We start from the raw sequence: 22,317 nt of genomic DNA, 5'->3' as shown, positions 1-22,317 counted from the left end.
TCGCTATCGATGGGACATATCCCCACAATCACTCTAACTGCTGAAGGATATACTGCGCCAGTCGATGGCTACGCAAGTTGCGTTCAGCCAATACCAGTGGCAATTCACCGTCCTTCACTACTTGGAGCCAATGCTCAATCATTGCCGAAAAGCCTTTGCTCTCGAGCATCGGCGTCCAATCCGCCTGTTTTAAACGATACTCGACTCCATCTTCCCATTTAATACCATCGCAAAAACTATCAAACCGATAGCTCCTATTGACATAATTGGCGGACACACTCTCCATCGTAGCCCCATGGCAACGGTTCATTGACGCATGAAACAATATGCCCCCTTGCTGCCACTGCACATCTAACCGAGCTAAAAGGGTGTGGCCATCACTGCCGGTGATCCTTTGCTGTGATATATACAGGTCTTGAGGATTGACACAACAAGGTTGATTGACGCTGTCCAATGGGTGGATGAAATCATCGAACACAAAAGTTCGAGCATGTCCCGGTAAATTGTGGCGATGTTTTTCCCACGTTAGTGATCGAAGCCCACTCGCCTCTAGTCCTTCGCCTTGTGCACCTATCGAGTTCAAACCAACCAAATGCTGTTGATATAGAGGAATGTAACGACGATTAAAGCCAACAAACAAAGGCTGCTTCTTTTTCTCGGCCAAGTCATACAGCGCATCGCACTCTTCATAAGTGTCACACAGAGGCTTATCAACGAAGACAGGAATACCGGCATTCAAAAAATAATGAGCAATCTCATAATGAGATACCGTTGCGCTGTGCACCATCACGGCATCAACGCCCATTGATGGCAATTGACGATAGTCCGTTGCAACCTGTGAAATCCGATATTGGCGGGCCAGCAACTCAACCACTTTGGGTTGCCGAGAACACAGAACCCACTCCACATCCGTCCGATGCATAAGCACAGGAAGATACGCTTTTTGAGCGATGTCTCCCAACCCGATTAACGCTATTTTCATATATTCCTCTCTCCCAGAGTCATACTGAAAATAGCGGAATATTTTCACGACGAAAATGACATTTTTTTTACGTTGTGAGCCGTATCCTTTGCTAACATCATTCTTTCTTTGAAATTCTTTTAGAGCATGACAACAATGCGTGCATATTTTCACCAAAAAATTCCAGGACTCATCTGTTTACTGACATTCGCCACTCTTATGTCTGGTATTTTGATGATTTACCCACAAGCCAACCTAACAGGCTCGGTATCCGATGTTACTGGCAGTCTCTTTACAGCTCTAACCCACTCAGCCGGCAACCCCGGATTTTTAATCACAGTTAGCTTACTGCTGCTAATTCCCATTGCCCGAAAAAGCACAAAGCAAGAAGTCATGAAAGTGACCTGCCAATTTGCCATACTGCTCATCATGAGTTTCGCCACTAAGACAACCCTCAAACATATTACTGAAGTAGCTCGTCCGTATACCTACGAATTGCAAGCATTAAACCTGATTGATTCTCCCGAGTCATTTTACGCCCTAGACCAAGCACAAAAGGATAAAGTCGTAGAATTAGCACAGGCTTCGGTAAGTCATTGGCGTATTGCACACTGGCAAGGTGAAACCAACTACTCGCTGCCTTCTGGCCACTCTATTTTTGCAGCGGTATGCATTGCATTCTGGGGAGGATATCTTCTGCGTCGCAAACACTGGATTGCAACTGCGGCAATCATTACTTGGGGGATCGGAGTGGGCTTTAGCCGTATCTGGCTAGGTATGCACTGGCCTTCAGATATTATTGCATCCATTTTAGCCGCCGCCTTGCTATATCTATTCACGCCTGAGTTCTTAAATACGCCTTTGTTTAATCCCAGGCAAGCACCGGCCGTGAACGGCAATTCATAACACTAAAAAGCCAAAAGCCCTCTATAGAGGGCTTTTTAATGGTAACGCATAAATGCAGGCCACTCAGGCACTGCCAGCCAAATGCTAACTGGCGTTAACATTGTGCACATATTCAACCACAATTTGATTACCGCTATAGTGAACAGACTTAATATCACCATCAACGATAAACTTATTGGTTAGTGTAACCGAACCCGGCATATCCCCGCCCATCTGGTGGCGCAATGATGGCAGGGTCAGAACCGGATCAACACCAATATACGTACAGAATTGATTCACAAACCGCGACTCCAGCGGCATTTTCCCTCGCAAAATATCGGAAAACACCAACTGGCTAACACCCAGTTTTTTCGCCATTTCAATTTGAGTTACGCGCATTTTTGCCTTGTAGCTCATCCATGTATCATGAAGGACCTGCCGGTCTTGTTCTGTATATTGCATCCCAAAATTTCCTAGCACTTGGTATTTTTTAATTGCATGTATTTAACCTGATTCATCCTATCAAATTGTCAGGGCTCCGTTAGTCTTGATAAAGTCTGAACCCATGTAGCACAAGGCCGTAGACGTGATTGCCTACTAACAAAGGCAAAAAGAATAAACTGGCCTGATAAGATGCATGAAACCATTTTTGTAGAAGTTATTTGCGTAAGTTTTTTGCAATCAGCTAACTCGACCATTGTCGAATATCGCTAACCTTGTCTATAATGTCAGCCTACTACTTCTTAAGGCTTCCTATGTTTTTACATCAAGTTATTGCAAAATCTGTCGCAGTGCTGATTGCAATCACGATGCTATTTACATCGACGACCCTTACATCTGTCGCACAACCCTTAGGAAATATGTCGGTAGGAATGCCTTGTCATTCATCGCAGCAACTTCCAATAACAACGGACTGCTGCGCTTCAGCCAATTCCACCAGCTTTTCTACATGTCATTATCCCGGTATCGATAACTCGTCAGATGTATCGATCTCTTGTTGCAATGATCTGAATTGCCACCAGATGGGAAGTGCCTTTTTAGCCGCTATATTGCCATCTACTCTATCATTCGAGTTACTGCCAACAGGACACACCTTTGACGCTCAAAGCGGAGAGCGCATCAGCAACAAGCCGGTGATCTATCGCCCCCCAATGTACGCCTAAACCATTGTCAATCACAACGACGTGACAGGGTCACAAACTGTGCCATTACACGTCTGTCTATCAATGTTTTAATTTTTGTACTTTGAGGAAATCGATATGAAACGCCAAACACAGACTCTGCTTGCCCTATCCCTGCTTACAACTAGTGCATTTGCTTCAGCTACAGCAATCAAAGGGACAAACTACCAATCCCCTTACTGTGGTTGCTGTAAGGAATGGGTCAAACACATGAATGAAAACGGCTTCGAACTGGAAATGGCTTATGAAGAAAACCTAACGCCAACCAAAATCAAGCTAGGTGTACGCCCTGAATACGCATCATGCCATACCGCTGAAATTAACGGCTATACCTTTGAAGGGCATATTCCGGCCAGCGACATTAAGCGCTTTCTTGATAGCAAGCCGACCCGCATGATCGGCTTGGCTGTGGGTGGGATGCCAATGGGCTCGCCGGGTATGGAATACGGCGATCAGAAAGATCCTTACAATGTGCTCGCTTTCGATAAAAACGGGCGCACAATGGTCTACTCCAAGCACAACCAGTAATACACTATAAAAAACATAAAGCAGGCATTACATATGCCTGCTTTTTTCGAAATCTGATTGCTGATAAACCGATAATCATGAAGAGTCAGCCTATCATCACAAGTAGCGTACTAAGGCTTATTCTAGAATAGACTCAATGATCGCGGCGGGATCAGCCATAAAACACTCCCACGAACCAAGAGTTTTATACTCTTCATGCTCATAATCCAATGTTCCCAGACACCTCTCTCGCACATTCCAAACCAAAAATCCGGTCGAATCAAAATTGTCGACCTCATGAAGCAAATCAATAAGTTGCTCTCCTTCCCACTCAAACTCTTTACAGGTGACAAGGTTGTTGAAAACGACATATCTAACACCATAACTATCATCGATTTCAACTTTACGCGTCATGCCCTTCAAAAATTCAACGCATTCCAGGGAAACGCCCAAAGACAGGAAGTAAGCGGATCTTTCACCAATATCATGCCACTGGGCGGGCTCTAGTGATTTTAAATATACCTGCATCTCAGCATTATCATTTTGGCAGGCAATGGTAAAAGGCCTATCTCCGTACGCATTCTTTATTGTGACATCTGCACCATGCTTAACTAACAGCTTGACGAGTGACATATCACCTTGTTCAACGGCAACCTGAACGGGAGTGGAATTATAAGGAAAGATACTATCTGGTTGACTCAGGTTAACATCCACACCGGTTTCAATTAATAATTCCACCGCCTGATGAAATTGCCGGTAAACTGCCAATCTAAGGCTTGACCCATCTGCTTTTAAGTCATAACCGTTCGCAATCACCCACTTCACCAAATCAATTTTGTTGGCATAGATTGCTGCTTTTAGCGCACTCTTTCCAATCGGTTTCGAGATAGCATTAATATCAGCGCCATGTGTTAGTAATATTGACAGGAGCTCTGGCGAGCCATGCTGCGCAGCGATCACCATTGACGGTGAACCCTCATCATTCAAATTCACACCTTGTGAAATAAGCCAGCTAATAACGCTCTTTTTTCCTTCAGATATTGCCAACTGAAGTGGTGTTCCAGCGGTATAATCAGAAAATTTAATGTCATCATTGATATTCAGAGCCGAAAACGCTTTCTCTAGGCCATCAATATCTTCATCCATTATCAATCGCGCGATATTACTCAAGTTTTCACCACTACTTAATATCATTTGTCAGTCTCTAATTAAAATATCCATTTATTGACTAAGTTTGCATCAGAAATCAAACTCACTGAAGTATAACTGACTTCACTACACTAAATTGCTTGTTTCTTATCAACTTAATTCTTTATTGATATAAGGCGTAACGATGAGAGATTCACAAAAAAGCAGGCACATAATGCGCCTGCTTCTTATAATTTTAGTTATTCAATAAAACCACCTGTTTTCAGGTAGCCTTATCAGAACTATCGTAACCTTTCTACACTGACATATTTTTGATTGGCATTTTCATGATAAATATCAAACAAATATGATGCTAGCGCCCCTTCTTCCAACTCAGAGGGAATAATCACATCATAGACCCTAACTCGCATGGATGTATCTGATTCAAGGAATAACAACCATTCCCCTTCCTTACGATGCACTGACATTATCTTGCTAAATACATTAAATTTAATCCCAGCCATAACGTCCCTCGGACAACACAGATTAAACTAAACAGTATTGAGAATATTACATCGAAAACACCGGAGATATACCGTGATCCTGCCCACTCATTAACAGTAGGCCAATCACCACCAGCAATACCCCCCCTAGAAGCTGAAGGGAATAACCTGCTATTTCCCATCTCCCCTGGCGAGAACGGCTACCTATGAGCAGATAACGTTTGACTAAATGCTTACCTGATAATGTCATCATCGCAATAATAGATGTTATCAGAGCGGTCCCTGCCGCCATCACCACCGCACTCACGACACCCATCCAGTACAGCTCTACCATATTGGCAAACAGAAGTACCATAATGGCCCCAGTACAAGGCCTAGCCCCAATAGACGCGACAATACCAATATACTCTCGCCAAGTAGAAGCCCGATTAATTGCATCAGCATCTGCAACATGCTGATGACCACACCCACATCCATCATGATGGTAATGATGAGAAGATTGCTGTGCGTTAAATGAAATTGCAGACGTAACGTTGGCATTCAATATTGACGGTTTCATTGTTTCAGATGATTCAGCCATCGGTATCAGCGTTCCCATCTCAGGCTTGTGACGGCATATTGAACGATACATCTGCCGAATCGATTTCCAGCATATCCCCCCTCCCAACATAACAACCAACACAAAGCTCAAGGACACAAAAAACATCGCCTTCTGATTTACGATACGCATTGACGCACCGAATCCCCACACCAACACACTCACCAAAGCAATTGCCACCACGGCCTGGCATAAAGCCGATACGACCGTCAGTATCAAGCTCGCTTTAACCTTGGCTGGATGTGTCGCAAGGTATGTCGTCACAATGACTTTGCCATGGCCAGGCCCCAGCGAATGCAGCATGCCATAAAGAAAACTGAAACCAGCAAGGTACCCACCAGCAACCCAGGGATTTGTTTTTGCATCATATAATAAATCAGCTAGCTGGGTATTTACCTCACGCTGCCACTGAATACTGGCAACCACCAGTGATGGCCATATCAGCCACAACTGATACAGCCCGAACGCTAAAAGTAACATGGCGATGGTAGCCATACACCAACGTCTTTGCTGTTGATGCCTTTTCCGCTTGTTTCGCTTTGGATCAATCAATATCGGTTTCATTGTTCTTTACTTGTACCTAACGCGGCAGGAATACTCGCGCAGTAAATTTTGACAGTTTGAGTAAATAACTGCCCTAACGCATTATCTGGGTCGGCATCTGCAGGCAGAGACATGGCATAACTCATTTGTTCCGGGGTCGGATTCGGTTCAATCAGCTCTAACTTGCATTGACGGGCGAGAGCGTCAGATAAAACAACATCCGCTTCTTGTTTCCACGCCATATCAACATAATAGCTAGGTTCAAAGATAAGCAGGCGCAACGTATCTCGCGTAACGGCTCTAGGAGTAGAAAGTGGAAGTTCAAAGCTGAGTACTAATCGAGATCTATCTCGAGTGAGTTTCTCGCTGTGAGCGACTCGGTACTTAACGGGGCTATCACCATCATAAAAGTAGGTGAAGTAATGTTCATACTTCATATTTTCCAACACTGATGCCGACAGCTTGCGGAATGTCTCCTGCTCGTTTTCAGGTGAAACATCTTCACCATCCAACATATATGCTGAGGTCATAGCATCAAACGACCACTCCATTCGAAAACCGGTGATCATTCCATCACCTCCCTCAATGTACGTTTTCATCTCAATCCAAGAATGAGGATGCGCCTGAACGGCTGGGGAGAAAAAGGCCACTATCACCCACAGCCAACCTTTTGCACTCAAGCCCCTTGAATGATAATTGGCTATGTGCTGCCAAACATTGCTCACTGGATGAAAGACGTCTTTCGATGTTGGGATACGGTATCGTACTAAATGAACGAGATGCTTTATCATGCTATTAACTGAACACTTTCTTACCTTTGTTGTTATGTTATAACATAATGAGGGTTAAAAATAAAAAGTACAATAAATCTGCGGTATCGCTAAGGCCCCTTTCCATACTAAATGATAGGTGTTTCTACGAGCCCTCAACCGCCTCAATGACTGTTTCGCAAACTGCCAGACACAAGGAAAAATAGAACTGTATCTTGATGGGGAAATACTGTCTGTTAATACAATTCAAAACCAACAGCTACCAGAGTTACGCAGGAAGATGAAAGTTGCATCTCACTCTGAATATTTCGTTAAAGTGTCAGTCTCTTTTCAGCAAACATCTGCTTATAAGACTGGGTTTGAAGTGCCGATTCCGTTAAGCCAAATTGTTTCGCCAGCGCTTCAAGCTGGGACTGGTATTCTACCAACATCGACTCATCGTTTGTCATAATGGCAAATTCAGCAAAATCACCAATGTCCTCTAGTGAATCAACTGTGATATGGAACTCTCCGACAAAGTAGATACTGCGTGTTTTCTCGGCTTTGAGCACGACCTCAAAACCCATCTTTTCCAGCATACTCTTCGCATTAGAGGCATCGGTAATATTCGTTGCCTCACACCTATCCGGCTCTGGGCCTTTTACAATCCAGAGCTTAATGCCCGACGGCTCCATGGTACGAATGCAGAGACTTTTATTTTCAGATTCGAGAGATTTATCGAGCCGGTCAAAGTACCAATCGCTTTCAGTGTTATCTTGCAGCATGACCTCATGGGGCATACTTGCCAATGTTTCCAAGAAGGTAGATTTTGAATGTAAACGATACTTTAGCTCTACTTCATACTTACCTTGGAAATGTTTATTCGTCATAAATAGAATCCCTGTTTAATATCTCAAACGCTATTTGCCAGATGACAGCAACAAGATGAGCGTTACGACAATCTCTTCATATAGTGCCCAACGACGGGCACTATCATTATCGTTTCAAACTAACTGTTAGCCCGGAATATCGGCGTCCGTTGGACCATCCTGTAATGAACCAGAAATCAGTATTGAATGCCCCAAGAACAAATCACCATCATCATGCCAAAACTCAAACTCACCATCAGGATGAACCGTAATTGAATCCAATCTCATCGCATTGATAAAATCTGTCTCTGTTAATTCGTGCTGATCTTCCATTAGCCAATTATCATTCTTTAGTTCGAGAAGTGACGATACCGCATAATCCGTAATTTTTTTGGACCAATTTCTTGCATCACCACACAAGGCTTCCAGCGTCCTGAGACTCCCCTCCGGAGAACCTGTATCGTCATCAATAGACACGGACACCCTGATACTATCACCTAACCAGTTAACGGTACCGTCAAACCAATCCACTGATTTATCAAGAGTTAAGGTTCCAAATTCAGAGTGCGTAATTTCCACGGGTTCTTTGAATTTTTCAAGGGCCGCTTTTAAGTCAACCTCATCCGGAGCATCTAAAACAGAAATAAGCTGTGCTCTAGCGTCACCAAACGGGCTTACTTTTGATAGCTTAACGTTGAATTGAACCAAAGACTCTTTCTTAACCCGGATCTGAACCTCTCTTAGTTCATCGTCCGTCACTTTCTTGGATAGAAGAAGTGGTGATTGATGAAGCTCACCGCCAAGCTCCTTCCATGCAATAAGAGAAAAACTTAAGTTCCAATATTTATCTTTAGGATTCCTTCCCGCGCCTGGCCCACTCGCACCAACAACACCAACGATTACCGTTTCAGGTAATTCGAGAAATTCTTTTTCAAGTCTCTCCATTTTTATTACGGCATCTTTATATATATTTTCCATTTTCATTCCTAAAAATAACGACCATCCAGTTAGAGATCAGCAGCGTAATACCAGAACAAATAGTGACTTATAACGTAAAGAGAATTAACAATAGAATACAACTAATTGCCAATCACATTTAAACAATGCATTCTTCATATTCAGAATATAATAAAATAAGACTGTTTCGGTATACACCAACGATAATCAATGGCAATTCTACATAATATAAAATTAAGCTCTAGTATTTTTTACTATTACTAAATACAGGCTAATTACAAATCATGACAGCATCAACAATATCCCGCTAATTGCCGTATATTCATGCTCTATGACAACCGCCAACCAATGCCCCTGAATGATAAAGTGCAACATCACAATAATCACCAATTTGCACACTGATCGCTACTGTACAGTACTGCTCATGAAACTACTGTATAGATACTCATCCTACTGTGTGCTCCATCTCGAAATTATGAATGAATTCATTTACCGATTACAACCACTCACCAACCCAAAAACCATCCACCCGACGATATAAATCATTTAAAAACAAGATTTTAAGTGACAATACAAATATTTCAGTGCCTCATATCTACCCTAAATCACCAAAAACAGACACTCAAAAAAGTCTTGCATCAATTACCAAATAAAACTACTGTACACGCATACAGCACTGTATATAAAAACACTGTTGAGGATGATGACTTATGGCTACACATTTCGAACACCTACATGCGGTTTCAGCTTCTCAGGCATATAAAGCAACATTCGCCTCTCACGAACATAAGCCATCATCTTCAATCAAGGTGCCGTGCCCTATCGAAGTCAGTTTTAGCGATGATACACAGACACAATTGGCCTACTTCCTACGCCTGCTTAAACAAGCAAGCCAGCAAAACCGCTGGGTAACCTTTATCGGCCACGAAGCACTGGTTGATAAAAATTTACTACAAAGTGCAGGTATTGACCTCAATAAAGTATTGGTTGTGTGTAATAAAAAAGGTCATAGTGTTCAAGAGCTTATGATCCAGGCCCTGCAGAGTGGAAATAGCAGCGCGGTTATTGTAACAGGCGATATTCTAAACTTTACCTCTGGTGCAATTCGTGATGCGGCGATCCTCAGCGAGAGTTTCGCCTTTGTGATCAACCGTCAGGCCAAACAGCAAATGACCATCCACTAATAAAGGCACAATGGCTCCGGAAACCAGCAAGACATCACCTATACTGAATGATGCTTATAAATAAGAAGCATGTGTATCTTGGGTATTTGATGATTTGATGGTTACCCGACAGGTGTCATATTTAGGATAAAATACATTTTACAAGCAGCCACTTAACCCATTTTACCGATGCAATTTTTTCAACGGATAGGTGGTTTATTGATCCAGTACATTTGAATGGTATTTTTATCTATAAATAAAGTGATCGACATCACTTTGGCCGTGCAATCTACTATAAATCCATCATAATACACCCCAAAACTATAATTATTTAGACACTAAACCGGGTGAAACATGGATAAAAAACTGGGATTAGGCTCTTTAACCGCCTTAGTCATAGGATCAATGATAGGTGCGGGGGTATTCAGCTTGCCGCAAAACATGGCGGCGGTAGCAAGCCCTGCTGCAGTAATAATTGGCTGGACCATCACCGGTATCGGCATGATCTTCCTCGCTCTCTCCTTCCAATACCTCGCCCAACAAAAACCTCAAATTGATACTGGCGTTTTCGGCTATGCTCAGGCTGGATTCGGCGACTTCATCGGATTTTGCTCTGCATGGGGCTACTGGCTCAGCGCTATGCTAGCGAATGTCTCCTACCTCGTTATCGTATTTAGTACGCTAGGCATGCTATTCGATCAGCCAGACATGATTCTGTTTGGTGAGGGCAACACATGGTTGTCCATTATCGGATCATCCGTCTTACTATGGCTTGTCCACGCGTTGGTCATGCGCGGCGTTCAAACCGCGGCAATGATCAATCTCATCACAACCTGCGCCAAAATGATTCCTCTCTGCGTGTTCATTATTTGCGCGTTTATTGCGTTTAAGTGGGATACCTTTGTTTTTGATTTCACCGGACTCCACTTCGGTGATGGCCACGATCTCGTCGCCCAAGTCAAAAGCACCATGCTTATTACCGTGTGGGTATTCATCGGTATAGAAGGCGCAGTGGTCGTATCTAGTCGTGCCCGCAATCGTCGAGATATCGGCCGAGCAACCATTCTAGGGTTGCTAACAGCGCTAACCATCTACGTATTTGTTACCCTACTTTCTATGGGGGTGATTTCCACCCAAGAGCTTGCCCATTACCAGAACCCTTCAATGGCAACGGTACTGACAACCATTTTGGGGCCTTGGGGCAAAATTATCATTGGTGGTGGTTTACTGATCTCTGTCTGTGGTGCATTCCTGAGTTGGACGGTACTGGCAGCCGAAGCGCCTTACCTTGGTGCTCGCAGCAAGATGTTCCCTGCCGTATTTGCCCAGCAGAATGAAGCGGGAAGCCCGATAAAATCCCTATTACTAACTAACTGCTGTATCCAACTTTCTCTTTTGTTTGTAATGGTCGCTGGCAGTACCTATGAAACACTACTGGCAATCGCTTCAGAGATGATTCTGGTGCCCTACTTCCTTGTAGGCGCCTATACACTAAAACTTGCCATTGAGCAGAAAAATCGTGGTGGCCTGCTTATTGTTGGAATGTGTGCAAGCCTGTATGGGCTATGGCTACTTTATGCTTCAGGTTTGAACTACCTGCTGCTCTCTGCGCTGCTTTATCTACCAGGCCTGTATTTCTACATTAAGGCTAAGCAAGAGCTTAATACCCGCCCATTTGTAGGGAAGGAAATGACAGCAGCCAGCCTACTCACTGTAGCAGCCTTCTGCGCAGCCGGGATGCTATGGCAAGGTATGCTTTAACCTTTCATCATGATCCACAAATAGAAAAGCCAGCATAATAATGCTGGCTTTTCTATTTTCATACGCCTTCAAAATCTATGCCCTCCCAACTAAAGCAAATGGGCCCGTAACTCTTCACCGTCAGCATCGAGCTGAATAATCTTAGCGCAGGCCCTCGTTTCAATCTCTGACAATTGTTCCTCATCCAGCGCATATGGCAGTCGAATGATCAACTCATCAATATGCTCTGCCCGAGCCAAACGTAACAAGCGTATGATATTGTTTGTATCACTTACACTTGTCGACAACACCTTTAGCGCCTGCAACTGCAGCTTCTCTGACCCGCTCATTCCATTTGGCATCGACGAAGACCACGAAAATTCAAAAGCGGGTATTAAGGTCTTCAATGCATCGACCAACGTCACACGTTTTTTGCATGATGCGGATAAAAAAGTCGTATAATTAAATACAACGCTTTCATCATTTAAAAGTTCAACTGATGTTTCCATAACTATCCCTAAAAGAAACATGATGACAATTGGAAATAACTCATGCATCGAGTTGATTATGCTCTTCCTCTAATCAACTATACGGTGAACTTAATCATGATCTATGTCGAATTAATGAAAGTATGCTCTTGATCTGTTTTTTTCTGTCGAGAACATCAATATGAAAATAACCTCAAAACAATCAATTAACATAGGTGCATCCTTGCGAACAACTTGTTCACCAAATGGAAATGCTATATGAATTTGCATATAGCATAAATTTGCTAACCTCAAATACGCCTGCACGATTAGCTCTATTATTGACAGTTGAAATAATAACGCATAGCACCAAACAGTTTATGCGAACTTATCACCATCAGCAACAACAACTACGCCTTGGGAAGAAAGCGTAAAATACCGTTTATCTTGTTGGGGATCTTTTCCAATAATTGTTCCTGGCGGAATGTTAACGTTTTTATCAACAATACAATTTTGCAAGATCGCTCCCTCGCCGACAGTTACGCCTTCAAATAAAATCGAATTGAGTACAACGGCATTATTATTGATTTTTACTTTGGGAAATAATATTGAATTTTGGGCTGTTCCACCTTCGATAATCACGCCACTCGATACAATAGAATTGATAAATATCCCTTCATTTCCGGCTGGTGATGAAACGGTTCTTGCGGGTGGTAACTGTGGCTCATACGTTCTGATATTCCAGTTACTTTGGTAGAGATCCATTGGCGACTGCAATGATAGCAAGTCCATGTTGGCCTGATAATAACTATCAAGCGTACCAACATCCCGCCAATAAGCGTCTTGGCTAACTCGACCAGCTTCGCTACCAAACGCATAGGCGTACACCCGTTTTCCGTCTATCAATCGCGGGATAATATCCTGCCCAAAGTCATGGCACGACGTTTTAGACAAAGCATCTTTTTCCAACTCTGTTTCCAGTGTTTCCATCGAAAAGATATAAATACCCATTGAAGCCAAACATTTATCGGGATTATCAGGTAATGGCTCGGGGTTCTGTGGCTTTTCTTCAAAACTCAATATTTGCTGTGCGCTATTTACCGCCATGACACCGAATGATGATGCCTCTGATTTATTCACCTCCATGCAAGCTACCGTCAGTTGTGCGCCTGTCTCGATATGCTGCTCAAGCATTGGTACATAGTCCATTCGATAAATATGGTCACCAGACAGCACCACTACATACTTGGCCCCACTACGGTTAAGAAGGTATAAATTTTGATAAATTGCGTCTGCTGTTCCCTGATACCAACAGTCACCCGTTCGCATCTGTGCAGGCACGGCGGTGATATATTCGCCAAGTTCCGGATTAAAGACCGACCAACCATCCCTAAGGTGCTTCTGCAATGAATGTGACTTGTATTGAGTAAGCACCAGTACTCGCCGTAAACCTGAGTGAAGACAATTTGTTAGGGTAAAATCTATAATTCGATATTTCCCACCAAACGGCACCGCAGGCTTTGCTCTCTCTTTGGTCAAGGGTGCTAAACGCGAACCTACCCCACCCGCCAATATTACAGTAATGACATCATCCATTATTACCTACTCCATTAAAATCCAGTTAATCTGTTCATAACAGAGCAATATCCAGACCAATAAAGCACAGATGTAAGCCAATGATCCTTATAGAGCCAATATCAAAACCCATCCCGCTTGCACCAAAACAGTGAAAAACAGAAGAAGAGCTGCACCAAAATGCGCCAAGTTCAATTTAACGGATAAGCAGAGACAAACTGAAAGGATCGCCGATGAGAAAAAGCGTGATGATATATTCAGCACGCTTATACAACTAATGTAGGGATAGAGCCACTCACTGATGCTGCTAGCAATCGGCGTAATGCCGCGCATTTGCAACGTCACAGATGCGTTAAAAATGACAGTATGTCTGCGTCATTTCACTACAAGACGTAAAAGATGTCCCCTCCTGCTGCTCGACTTTGGCATCAAGCTCTGCAAGTTCTTTTTTCATCTGAAGCAACTCACGCTCCATATAGGCAATGTTCCTTATCAAAATCTGTCTGTCCATACTTCATACCTTCTGTAAAACCATTAGCAACCCTGCTATCAAATCAGCATGGTTATCAATACAACGTACTTATTTTCTGCGACAAAACCGTATCTCGCACAGGCTACAACTATCACCAGTGGGTATAGTTTGTACAAAACTCTTTTGTTTCTTTTTGTATTAATACCTACCCAACCACAATTATCGGTAAAGTGAATGTTGATTTTGGCATACAAGTGTCAGCCATAGCGTATTTGCTTACCATCAGCTCCCTGTTGCGAAACAACGCACAAAAACATGTGGTTACAAATGCACCATAAACGGCAATTTTACGACAAGCAAACAATTGCCTTGATGCATACATAAAATAGGTGTAAAAATAACTAGCGTATTTGAAAGTTTACTCTTAGAATCCGCTCTGCTTTGGGGAGTAGTCACCATTTAAGATCGTCTGTCGTCATCTCGAAGTCCAAGACTTCCGGCAGCCGAGGGTGGATTTGTTCCTGAGTTGTAGCCAACTCTTCAACACCATTCTGACGAGACCAACGCCATTATTTCATGCACTTATGTGTAGAGTCGTTAATGCGCGAAGGGTCATTGCAGAACACGTTTCCTGCCCCTTTCGCGCGATCGTGAAAGGAGAAAACCATGAGCCTTTTTAGCTATGAAGGGTTCGCTATACTTACCTTGGTAATGCTGGCGCTAGATTTATACCAAACCCGCGGGGGTAAGGTAACTATTAAAAAAGCCGCAATCTGGAGTTTGTTCTGGGTAGTATTGGCATTGGCTTTCAATGTCCTTATTTACATGTACTGGCCACAAATGGCTCCTGATAGCAGCTACACCAACAGTCAAGCTGCTACAGCGTTCCTAACTGGTTACTTGCTTGAAAAATCACTTAGCGTTGATAACCTATTTGTATTTGCCTTAATCTTCGGTCAATTTGCCGTTCCTGAAGCTATTCGTCCACGCGTGTTGATGTTAGGTGTGGTTGGCGCATTGATCCTTCGAGGCATCATGATCGCCGTAGGTGCAGAGCTGCTTACCCAGTTCCACTGGATCCTATATATCTTCGCCGCATTCCTGATGTATACCGGTTACAAACTATGGAGTGAAGACGAAGATGAACAAGAAGACTTTTCTCAGTCACTTCCTGTTCGTCTGGTGAAAAAATGCTTCCGTGTTACTGATGGCTACCGTGAACATAAGTTTTTCGTAAAAGACAGTGCTGGCTGGCTGGCAACACCACTACTGATTGTTATCGCTGTTATCGCCCTAACCGACGTCATGTTTGCTTTGGACTCGATCCCGGCTATTTTCGCCGTGACCAAAGAACCGTTCCTCGTCATGACAGCTAACGTATTTGCCCTACTGGGTCTTCGCTCTCTGTACTTCGTACTGGAAGGTATGCTGACTCGTTTCTGCTACCTACGTCCGGCTTTGGCGTTCATCCTAAGCTTTATCGGTGTGAAGATGCTGCTGATGGAAACAAGCTACGCGATCCCTACCGCTGTATCTCTGGGCGTGATCGTAGTAACGATTACAGTTGCAATTAGCGCATCGCTTTGGAAAACCCGCGAGCCTCAGGCTTAATTTCTAGCTTGATCATGCAATAAAAACACCCCGTACCGACTATGCCGATACGGGGTATTTTTTTATAGTTCAGTCAACTAATAACGATAATTTTTTACCGCTGAGTATTTATCATCCGCCGTGTGACGACTAGGCCGATCATACCCATAAATATCTTCACGCATTTGCAGATTACCCTGACTATCTACCCATGCTGTTACGTATGTCACATCAACATCAATCCGCCTTGGCAGCGATATCGTATCGGTTTCTTGGTTCTTCACTAACTGGCTGTAGTTCCGCCAGCGTGGACGCCCTTGATAATCCAACACGTATTCGGCAAGCTCCGCCGCCTTCTCTACCCTGACACAACCAGAGCTTAAATTACGTCTGTCCCGGTTAAACAATCCCCGTGCAGGCGTGTCATGCAGGTATACAGAGTAATCATTCGGCATCAAGAATTTGACATTGCCCAAGGCATTACGGGGGCCTGGCCCCTGCATAAACTCATAAGGAAAGGTATCGGGATCAACATTACTCCATTCCACCAACTCCGGAGAAATTTCGGTTCTATCCCCCCAACTCTTAATCATCGTCAGATTTTTCCTCGATAGATAATCCGTTGACCGCTTCATACCGGGAATAATATCTTTCTTTTTTATCGTCTCAGGAACATTCCAGCGCGGATTAACGACCAATATATTCAGTTCCGACGAGAATAAATTTGTTGGCCGATCGGGACGGCCCACAATCACCTTGGATTCAAATACCACCTTGTCTTGATGTGTGATCACTAACTGATAATTTGGAATATTAACCGTAATACTCGGCCTGTCTTGATTTTTTGCACCGAGTACACCGCGTTGCAGGTTCAACGCAATAACTCGCGCAATTTCTTGATACGGCAATGCGAGCTGGCGTCGTGTTGCTGGGCCGATGATACCATCACTGTTCAAACCATTACGTGCTTGGAAGCGACGGACAGCTTGATTGACATCACCACTGTTCACCACCCTAGGCTGCATAGACAAAATCTCATACTGTGCTTTGGGCAAATCACCTAAACGATACATAACCTCCAGCAGCTCAAAACCATTATCGACAACCTCCCCCGCTTTGGTTACACCACTTCCCTTGAAAGAAAAATGATGAGCAGGCAGCTGATTGAAATACTCTATATAGTCGATAGCCTGTCGTTCATTGTCGAAATCGGCTTTCGAGGGATAAAGGCTGGAAATTAATACCGAGCTATTTAAGTCTGAGGCCATCACCCATGCAGGTAAGGAGGCAGAGGTTTGCTCGTCAAGAGGAGGCAGGTGCTGATGGCGGAACAAGATACTGGGATGCTCACTAAGCTGCTTTCTGTACGCCAGCAGAGCCAAGTAAGAATCCGTCGCCAGCAAATCATAACCACGTTGATCTTGTTGTTCGGCTAGTTGCCCTAACTCGTTCAACCTAGGCCGCATAGTATCAAGCAGACCGGAATAAGATATTGACTTTAAAGCCAATAACAATGCCTCACGAGCTGATTCCTGCCCCCATAATGGCAGATAACCATTAAGGGCATAGATCTCCTCTAACTGCTTGCTAAAACAAAGATTAGACGTTGCACTCGGACACAACCGAGACGTACTGCTTATCTCCACCCCTTTAATTAAACCAAGATCTAATCGGGATGAAGCTATCGGCTCTGCTTGTTGCGAAGCGGTAGATATTGGTAGCATATTGGATTGTATATCGGGTAGTGTTTCCACCGAGCCACTGGCTGTAAGCTCTGCAAAACTAGGTACTGATACCACCATCAATGCTGATGCACAGTAACAAGGGACCAATATACGACGTAAACAGTTAAGCATGGTGTCACCATTTTGCTGCACAGCAGCCACCTTAAATGGTTGATTTGCACTCCATCGCAACACAGTAATATTTCCTTGCGGTACCTATTTAATATTTAGTCAATAATGTGACACTATGACAACAAAATTATCATAATGTTGCATCATTGCCGACATGACTTCGATGAATTACCAACCACTTCGCTAAAATAAAAAATGGTGTTAAAAGCCAATAAATATTAATGCGACCTGCTTCGCCGGATTTCCATAATGGAAAAACACACTTAGATTAGTTTCACTTCAAGAAACAAGATATTAGACTTAATCTCTTACCCATATTATAAATATGGTTAATTACAATGACGTCTCAAACCAACTTCTCTAATATCGTTCGTGATCCACACCTCTCTGCAAAGCAAAAAGCCCATTATCTGGCTTTAGAAGCTGAAGCCAGCCTGCCATATATGCCGGTCAGTAAAGCCGTTCAAGATGCGTTGGATAACAATATTATTTGTGACATGTTTGAAGGTCATGCCCCCTACAAACCGCGCTACGTGCTACCGGATTACGCCAAATTTTTGAAAAACGGGTCTGAGTACCTTGAACTGGCACCCGCTCGCGATCTTGATGAAGCACTAAACAGCCTGACCATTCTTTATCATCACGTCCCGTCAGTAACCAGTATCCCAGTTTACCTAGGGCAACTTGATGACGTGCTTTTACCTTATGTCAAAGAAGTAGACGAAGATACACTATATCGTAAACTTCGCCTGTTCTGGATGATGCTAGACCGCACTCTGCCTGATGCCTTCATGCACGTAAACATCGGCCCATCAGACAATATCGTTTGCCGCACAATCCTGCGCGTTGATGCCGAACTCAAGCAGGTTGCCCCAAACCTGACCTTTATGTACGATCCGGCTATCACGCCAGACAGCCTACTCCAGCAAGCCTGCCAAAATATTTGCGAATGCAGCAAGCCCCATATCGCCAACTACCCGATGCATGCCAATGCCTATGATGCCAAAGGGTTCGGTATTGTCAGCTGCTACAACTCGCTACCTCTTGCTGGCGGTGCCAATACATTAGTGCGGATGAACCTGAAAAAAGTCGCTGAAAACGCTGCCTCATCAGCACACTTCTTCAACGATGTACTACCTTACTACAGCCAACTGATGTTCGAGCTAATCGACGCCCGTGCCGCCTTCCTGCATGAAGAATCCGGTTTCTTTAACAGCTTCCTCGTCCAAGAAGGCCTCATCGAAGAAGATCGCTTTGCACCTATGTTCGGTATCTACGGGATGGCTGAAGCGGTGAACCTGCTAATGAAAAAAGACGGAAAAGCCGAGCAGCAATATGGCCATGACAGCGAAGCCAACAAACTGGGGCATACGATTTCCCGCACATTAAGTGACATTGTCACCTCAACACCAGTGAAATATGGCTATCAGGAACGGGCTCTGCTCCATGCCCAAGGTGGTATCAGCTTAGATATCGATGTGACCCCTGGCGTTCGAATCCCATATGGTAGCGAACCAGATCCAGTACAACATGTTCAGGCATTGGCAGAACATCACCAATATTACACCTCGGGGATCAGTGACATTCTGACCATCGATGAAACGGTAAAGAGTAACCCTCTGGCCATGTTCCAGCTGTGTAAAGGCGCTCTTAATATCGGATTCCGCGAGTTCACGGCAAACGTGCACTCCAACGATCTTATTCGTGTTACAGGCTACATGATCAAGCTCTCTGATGTCGCCAAGTTCAAAGAACAGGGATCACGTACCAACACGACGGGACTGGGTGCCGAAGCAGCAGCAAATACCGGTATTTTGGATCGCCAACCACGAGTAATTAGCCGTGAGCAAACTCCACGCTACTGCAACGGTCAGTAAGATACTCAATTTTTCATGTGTAGACGGGCCTGGCAACAGGCTCGTTATCTTCCTGCAAGGGTGCAATTACCAGTGCAAGAATTGCCATAACCCCCACACTATCGGTCTATGTGACCATTGCGGAGACTGTGCCATTCATTGCCCCACGGGATCGTTGCAATTAATTAATGGCAAAATAGCCTGGCAGGCCAATACATGTACCCATTGTGACAAATGCCTTGCTGTCTGCCCACAGCAGTCAAATCCGAAAACACAAACGGTTAGTGTGACCGACATGCTCTCGCATATCCGACAGCATAGCCCTTTTCTGACAGGCATCACGGTCAGCGGCGGTGAAGCGACATTACAAGCTGGCTTTATTCACGCCCTTTTCAGCGCCATAAAGCAAGATCCTGCCCTGTGTCATTTAACCTGCCTGATTGATAGTAACGGCAGCCTGAGTCAAACGGGTTGGGAAAAGCTACTGCCTGTCATGGACGGGGCGATGATAGACCTCAAGGCATGGCAGCAAGAAACCCACCGCTGGATAACAGGACGAAGTAATCATCGTGTCATGCAGTCAATTGCCCTGCTAAAACAACATGACAAATTGGAAGAGTTGCGCCTACTCCATATACCGGGGATCACCGACTACGAACGTGAAATCGACGAGCTGGCATCTTACCTGAGGGAGCTTCCGCGTAGAACCACCATCCGTCTCAACGCTTTTCAACATCATGGTGTCACGGGTGAAGCATTAGAATGGGATACCTGCAGCAATTCGCAGATAGAACACTTTGCCCACCAGCTTGAAACAAAGGGCGTTCGTGTCACTTACCGAATGGGGATATAAAAAAACGGCATTATGCCGTTTTTTCTTCTTCAGAACGTGCCGCTTTAGATACCGCAACAATTTGTTCATAGAGCCAGCGCTGAGCCGGATCATTCATGCTTGGTTGATGCCAGACCACGCTATAGGCCACTTCACCATAATTAAACGGCAACGGCTTGGCAACTAACCCCTTAGCCTGCAATGCCACATCGGCCCATTGTCGCGAGCAGGTAAACAGCAAATCACTATGATGGCACATTACCGCCGCACTACCGAAATCGGGCACATTCACGGCGATACGCCGCTTCTGATGATGCTGTGCCAGTTGCATCTCAAAATAAGGCACATTGAGATCGCTATCCATGATCCCGATATGGCCATAGCTGAGATAATCGTCGATCCCCAAAGGCTGATCTGCGAGCGGATGACTTTCCCGCATCAGACAAACCATCTCGTCATCAAGCAGAGTTTCCCATACCAAGTTGCTCTGGGCGCTAGGTGGCTGGCTCTTGTCATGGGGCAAAATAATAAAATCGAGTTGCCCTTTCGCCAAACTGTCCAATCCCATGCTGTCGCGCGACCAGATTTCCAATCGCATCCCCGGCGAGGCTTCCAGTACCCTTGCCGTCAGCTTGGCAGCCAGAAGCTCAAAGGTGCTCTCTCGCATCGCCAAAGAGAAACGCCCCTCGTAGGAAGACGGATCAAACGCCTCCTGCGTCAGCATCTGATTCATCTCGTTAATCATCTGGTGTACTGTCGGTCCCAGACGACGTGCTAATGGCGTTGCAACAAGTTGGTTCCCATGCCGATAAAACAGCTCATCATTGAGGTTCTCACGAAGCTGCGTCAATGTCTTGCTAACCGAAGACGGGCTCAGACAAAGTCGCTCAGCACTGGCGGTAACGCTCAAGGTATCAAGCATCACATGCAGTGTGATCAAGTGCTTCATGCTAATTCGGGAAAGCTTAATCAGATCCATACCATCTACTAGCGTGCGTGTTGATTAGAACAAATGACAAAAAAGCCAGCAGACAACGCTGCTGGCTTCATAGTATTAATATTGTTTATCACTGACAAACGCTTGTTCAGCGGATGCCGTGCAAAAATTCGGCACGGGTCGCAGGATTACGTTTGAAAATACCACCCAGTGCAGTGGTTGTCGTTTCGCTTGTTGCATCCATAACACCACGAGCCTTCACGCAGTAATGGGTAGCGTCAATCGTCACCGCAACATCCTCGCTTTCCAACAAGGTTTGCAACGCAACCAGAATTTGCTGAGTCATGCGCTCTTGAACCTGTGGACGTTGGGCAAAGAAACGAACAATACGGTTGATCTTGGACAAACCGATAATCTTGCCACGAGGAATATAGGCTACCGTCGCCTTACCGTCGATAGTTACCAAATGATGTTCGCACGTACTAGTCAGAGTAATATCTTTTACCCGTACCATCTCATCACAATTCATCTTGTTTTCGATAACGGTGATCTTCGGAAAATTGGCATAATCCAATCCCGAAAAAATCTCATCGACATACATTTTCGCGATGCGATGTGGCGTTTCAACCAAGCTGTCATCGGTCAGATCCAGCGATAGAAGCTCGAGGATCTCGCGCATATGATGTTCGATCTTCTCTTTTTTCTCTTCACGGCTGATCGACTGTTCAGTCATTGGGGTTTCAAGGCCACGATCTGCCAATGCTTGGCGTACCTTCAACGCTGATTCGCTATATGTTGTCATTCTACTCCTCCAACTGGCTGGCCATGGATTTCAATGCCCTATTAGATACACAAAATCAATCATCAATTTGCATCTAACTGCCAGTAAACTGTGATGACGAAGGATACCTCTATCACCTTTTTAGCTCAAGCGACTTATTTTCCCTT

At 44.4% G+C, this 22,317-nt stretch carries 21 protein-coding genes; 7 read left to right on the top strand and 14 right to left on the bottom strand.

Annotated elements, in window-relative coordinates:
• Positions 1-28: 28 nt before the first annotated feature.
• Positions 29-982, bottom strand: coding sequence for a Gfo/Idh/MocA family protein (locus tag ACSF8X_RS09470; protein WP_500851172.1), 954 nt, complete (start codon positions 980-982; stop codon positions 29-31).
• A gap of 135 nt (positions 983-1,117) precedes the next feature.
• Between ACSF8X_RS09470 and ACSF8X_RS09465 the strand changes: the two genes are divergently transcribed.
• Positions 1,118-1,867, top strand: a complete 750-nt coding sequence (locus tag ACSF8X_RS09465) for a phosphatase PAP2 family protein (protein WP_500849772.1) — start codon at positions 1,118-1,120, stop codon at positions 1,865-1,867.
• 84 nt (positions 1,868-1,951) lie between these two features.
• Here the strand turns inward: ACSF8X_RS09465 and ACSF8X_RS09460 are convergent, their stop codons facing one another.
• A complete protein-coding gene (locus ACSF8X_RS09460) occupies positions 1,952-2,308 on the bottom strand; it encodes a helix-turn-helix domain-containing protein (protein WP_047878079.1) in 357 nt (118 codons plus the stop codon).
• 797 nt (positions 2,309-3,105) lie between these two features.
• On the opposite strand from ACSF8X_RS09460, the gene ACSF8X_RS09455 reads away from it, so the two are divergent.
• Positions 3,106-3,555: a DUF411 domain-containing protein gene (locus ACSF8X_RS09455; RefSeq protein WP_047878078.1), complete on the top strand. Its 450-nt coding sequence runs from the start codon at positions 3,106-3,108 to the stop codon at positions 3,553-3,555.
• 117 nt (positions 3,556-3,672) lie between these two features.
• On the opposite strand, the gene ACSF8X_RS09450 is transcribed toward ACSF8X_RS09455, so the two are convergent.
• The 6 genes from ACSF8X_RS09450 to ACSF8X_RS09425 form a co-directional block, all read right to left on the bottom strand.
• Positions 3,673-4,680 carry an ankyrin repeat domain-containing protein gene (locus tag ACSF8X_RS09450; protein ID WP_500849771.1) on the bottom strand — a complete coding sequence of 336 codons (1,008 nt, stop codon included), beginning with the start codon at positions 4,678-4,680 and terminating at the stop codon, positions 3,673-3,675.
• Positions 4,681-4,964: 284 nt separating this feature from the next.
• Positions 4,965-5,186 (bottom strand): DUF7661 family protein, encoded by a 222-nt coding sequence (locus ACSF8X_RS09445; RefSeq protein WP_500849770.1) that lies wholly within the window; start codon positions 5,184-5,186, stop codon positions 4,965-4,967.
• 46 nt (positions 5,187-5,232) lie between these two features.
• Positions 5,233-6,258 (bottom strand): nickel/cobalt transporter, encoded by a 1,026-nt coding sequence (locus ACSF8X_RS09440; RefSeq protein ID WP_500849769.1) that lies wholly within the window; start codon positions 6,256-6,258, stop codon positions 5,233-5,235.
• A 65-nt stretch (positions 6,259-6,323) separates the two neighbouring features.
• Entirely contained in the window at positions 6,324-7,097 is a 774-nt protein-coding gene (locus tag ACSF8X_RS09435) for a DUF1007 family protein (protein WP_500849768.1), read from the bottom strand.
• 290 nt (positions 7,098-7,387) lie between these two features.
• On the bottom strand, positions 7,388-7,945 hold the full coding sequence (gene cyaB, locus ACSF8X_RS09430) for a class IV adenylate cyclase (protein WP_500849767.1): 558 nt from the start codon (positions 7,943-7,945) through the stop codon (positions 7,388-7,390).
• Positions 7,946-8,071: 126 nt separating this feature from the next.
• Positions 8,072-8,902 (bottom strand): DUF2262 domain-containing protein, encoded by an 831-nt coding sequence (locus ACSF8X_RS09425; protein WP_500849766.1) that lies wholly within the window; start codon positions 8,900-8,902, stop codon positions 8,072-8,074.
• Positions 8,903-9,591: 689 nt separating this feature from the next.
• Between ACSF8X_RS09425 and ACSF8X_RS09420 the strand changes: the two genes are divergently transcribed.
• Both ACSF8X_RS09420 and ACSF8X_RS09415 read left to right on the top strand, forming a co-directional pair.
• A complete protein-coding gene (locus tag ACSF8X_RS09420) occupies positions 9,592-10,065 on the top strand; it encodes a SulA-like leucine-rich domain-containing protein (RefSeq protein ID WP_500849765.1) in 474 nt (157 codons plus the stop codon).
• Between the two features lie 333 nt (positions 10,066-10,398).
• Complete coding sequence (locus ACSF8X_RS09415) at positions 10,399-11,805, top strand: basic amino acid/polyamine antiporter (protein WP_047878071.1); 1,407 nt, start codon at positions 10,399-10,401, stop codon at positions 11,803-11,805.
• Positions 11,806-11,894: 89 nt separating this feature from the next.
• On the opposite strand, the gene ACSF8X_RS09410 is transcribed toward ACSF8X_RS09415, so the two are convergent.
• From ACSF8X_RS09410 to ACSF8X_RS09400, 3 genes are all read right to left on the bottom strand, one after another.
• A complete protein-coding gene (locus ACSF8X_RS09410; RefSeq protein WP_500849764.1) occupies positions 11,895-12,293 on the bottom strand; it encodes a hypothetical protein in 399 nt (132 codons plus the stop codon).
• Between the two features lie 336 nt (positions 12,294-12,629).
• Positions 12,630-13,847 (bottom strand): glucose-1-phosphate adenylyltransferase, encoded by a 1,218-nt coding sequence (glgC, locus tag ACSF8X_RS09405; RefSeq protein ID WP_500849763.1) that lies wholly within the window; start codon positions 13,845-13,847, stop codon positions 12,630-12,632.
• 331 nt (positions 13,848-14,178) lie between these two features.
• Positions 14,179-14,337 (bottom strand): hypothetical protein, encoded by a 159-nt coding sequence (locus tag ACSF8X_RS09400; protein WP_500849762.1) that lies wholly within the window; start codon positions 14,335-14,337, stop codon positions 14,179-14,181.
• Between the two features lie 627 nt (positions 14,338-14,964).
• Here ACSF8X_RS09400 and ACSF8X_RS09395 point away from each other — a divergent pair.
• Positions 14,965-15,909, top strand: a complete 945-nt coding sequence (locus ACSF8X_RS09395) for a TerC family protein (protein ID WP_047878068.1) — start codon at positions 14,965-14,967, stop codon at positions 15,907-15,909.
• 77 nt (positions 15,910-15,986) lie between these two features.
• Here the strand turns inward: ACSF8X_RS09395 and ACSF8X_RS09390 are convergent, their stop codons facing one another.
• Entirely contained in the window at positions 15,987-17,765 is a 1,779-nt protein-coding gene (locus ACSF8X_RS09390; protein ID WP_500849761.1) for a L,D-transpeptidase family protein, read from the bottom strand.
• Positions 17,766-18,082: 317 nt separating this feature from the next.
• Here ACSF8X_RS09390 and ACSF8X_RS09385 point away from each other — a divergent pair, with 317 nt between their 5' ends.
• Both ACSF8X_RS09385 and ACSF8X_RS09380 read left to right on the top strand, forming a co-directional pair.
• The gene (locus ACSF8X_RS09385; protein ID WP_500849760.1) at positions 18,083-19,621 is read left to right on the top strand and encodes a YjjI family glycine radical enzyme; all 1,539 of its coding nucleotides are present in this window, start codon (positions 18,083-18,085) and stop codon (positions 19,619-19,621) included.
• Entirely contained in the window at positions 19,587-20,453 is an 867-nt protein-coding gene (locus ACSF8X_RS09380; protein WP_500849759.1) for a YjjW family glycine radical enzyme activase, read from the top strand. The genes ACSF8X_RS09385 and ACSF8X_RS09380 overlap by 35 nt, the downstream gene beginning before the upstream one ends.
• Positions 20,454-20,463: 10 nt before the next feature.
• Here the strand turns inward: ACSF8X_RS09380 and ACSF8X_RS09375 are convergent, their stop codons facing one another.
• Both ACSF8X_RS09375 and folE read right to left on the bottom strand, forming a co-directional pair.
• Positions 20,464-21,411 carry a LysR family transcriptional regulator gene (locus tag ACSF8X_RS09375; protein WP_500849758.1) on the bottom strand — a complete coding sequence of 316 codons (948 nt, stop codon included), beginning with the start codon at positions 21,409-21,411 and terminating at the stop codon, positions 20,464-20,466.
• A gap of 106 nt (positions 21,412-21,517) precedes the next feature.
• Entirely contained in the window at positions 21,518-22,171 is a 654-nt protein-coding gene (folE, locus tag ACSF8X_RS09370) for a GTP cyclohydrolase I FolE (protein ID WP_047878064.1), read from the bottom strand.
• Between the last annotated feature and the right edge of the window lie 146 nt (positions 22,172-22,317).

This window comes from Photobacterium panuliri, from assembly GCF_059920555.1.
This window is presented reverse-complemented; position numbering and strand designations above follow the sequence as displayed.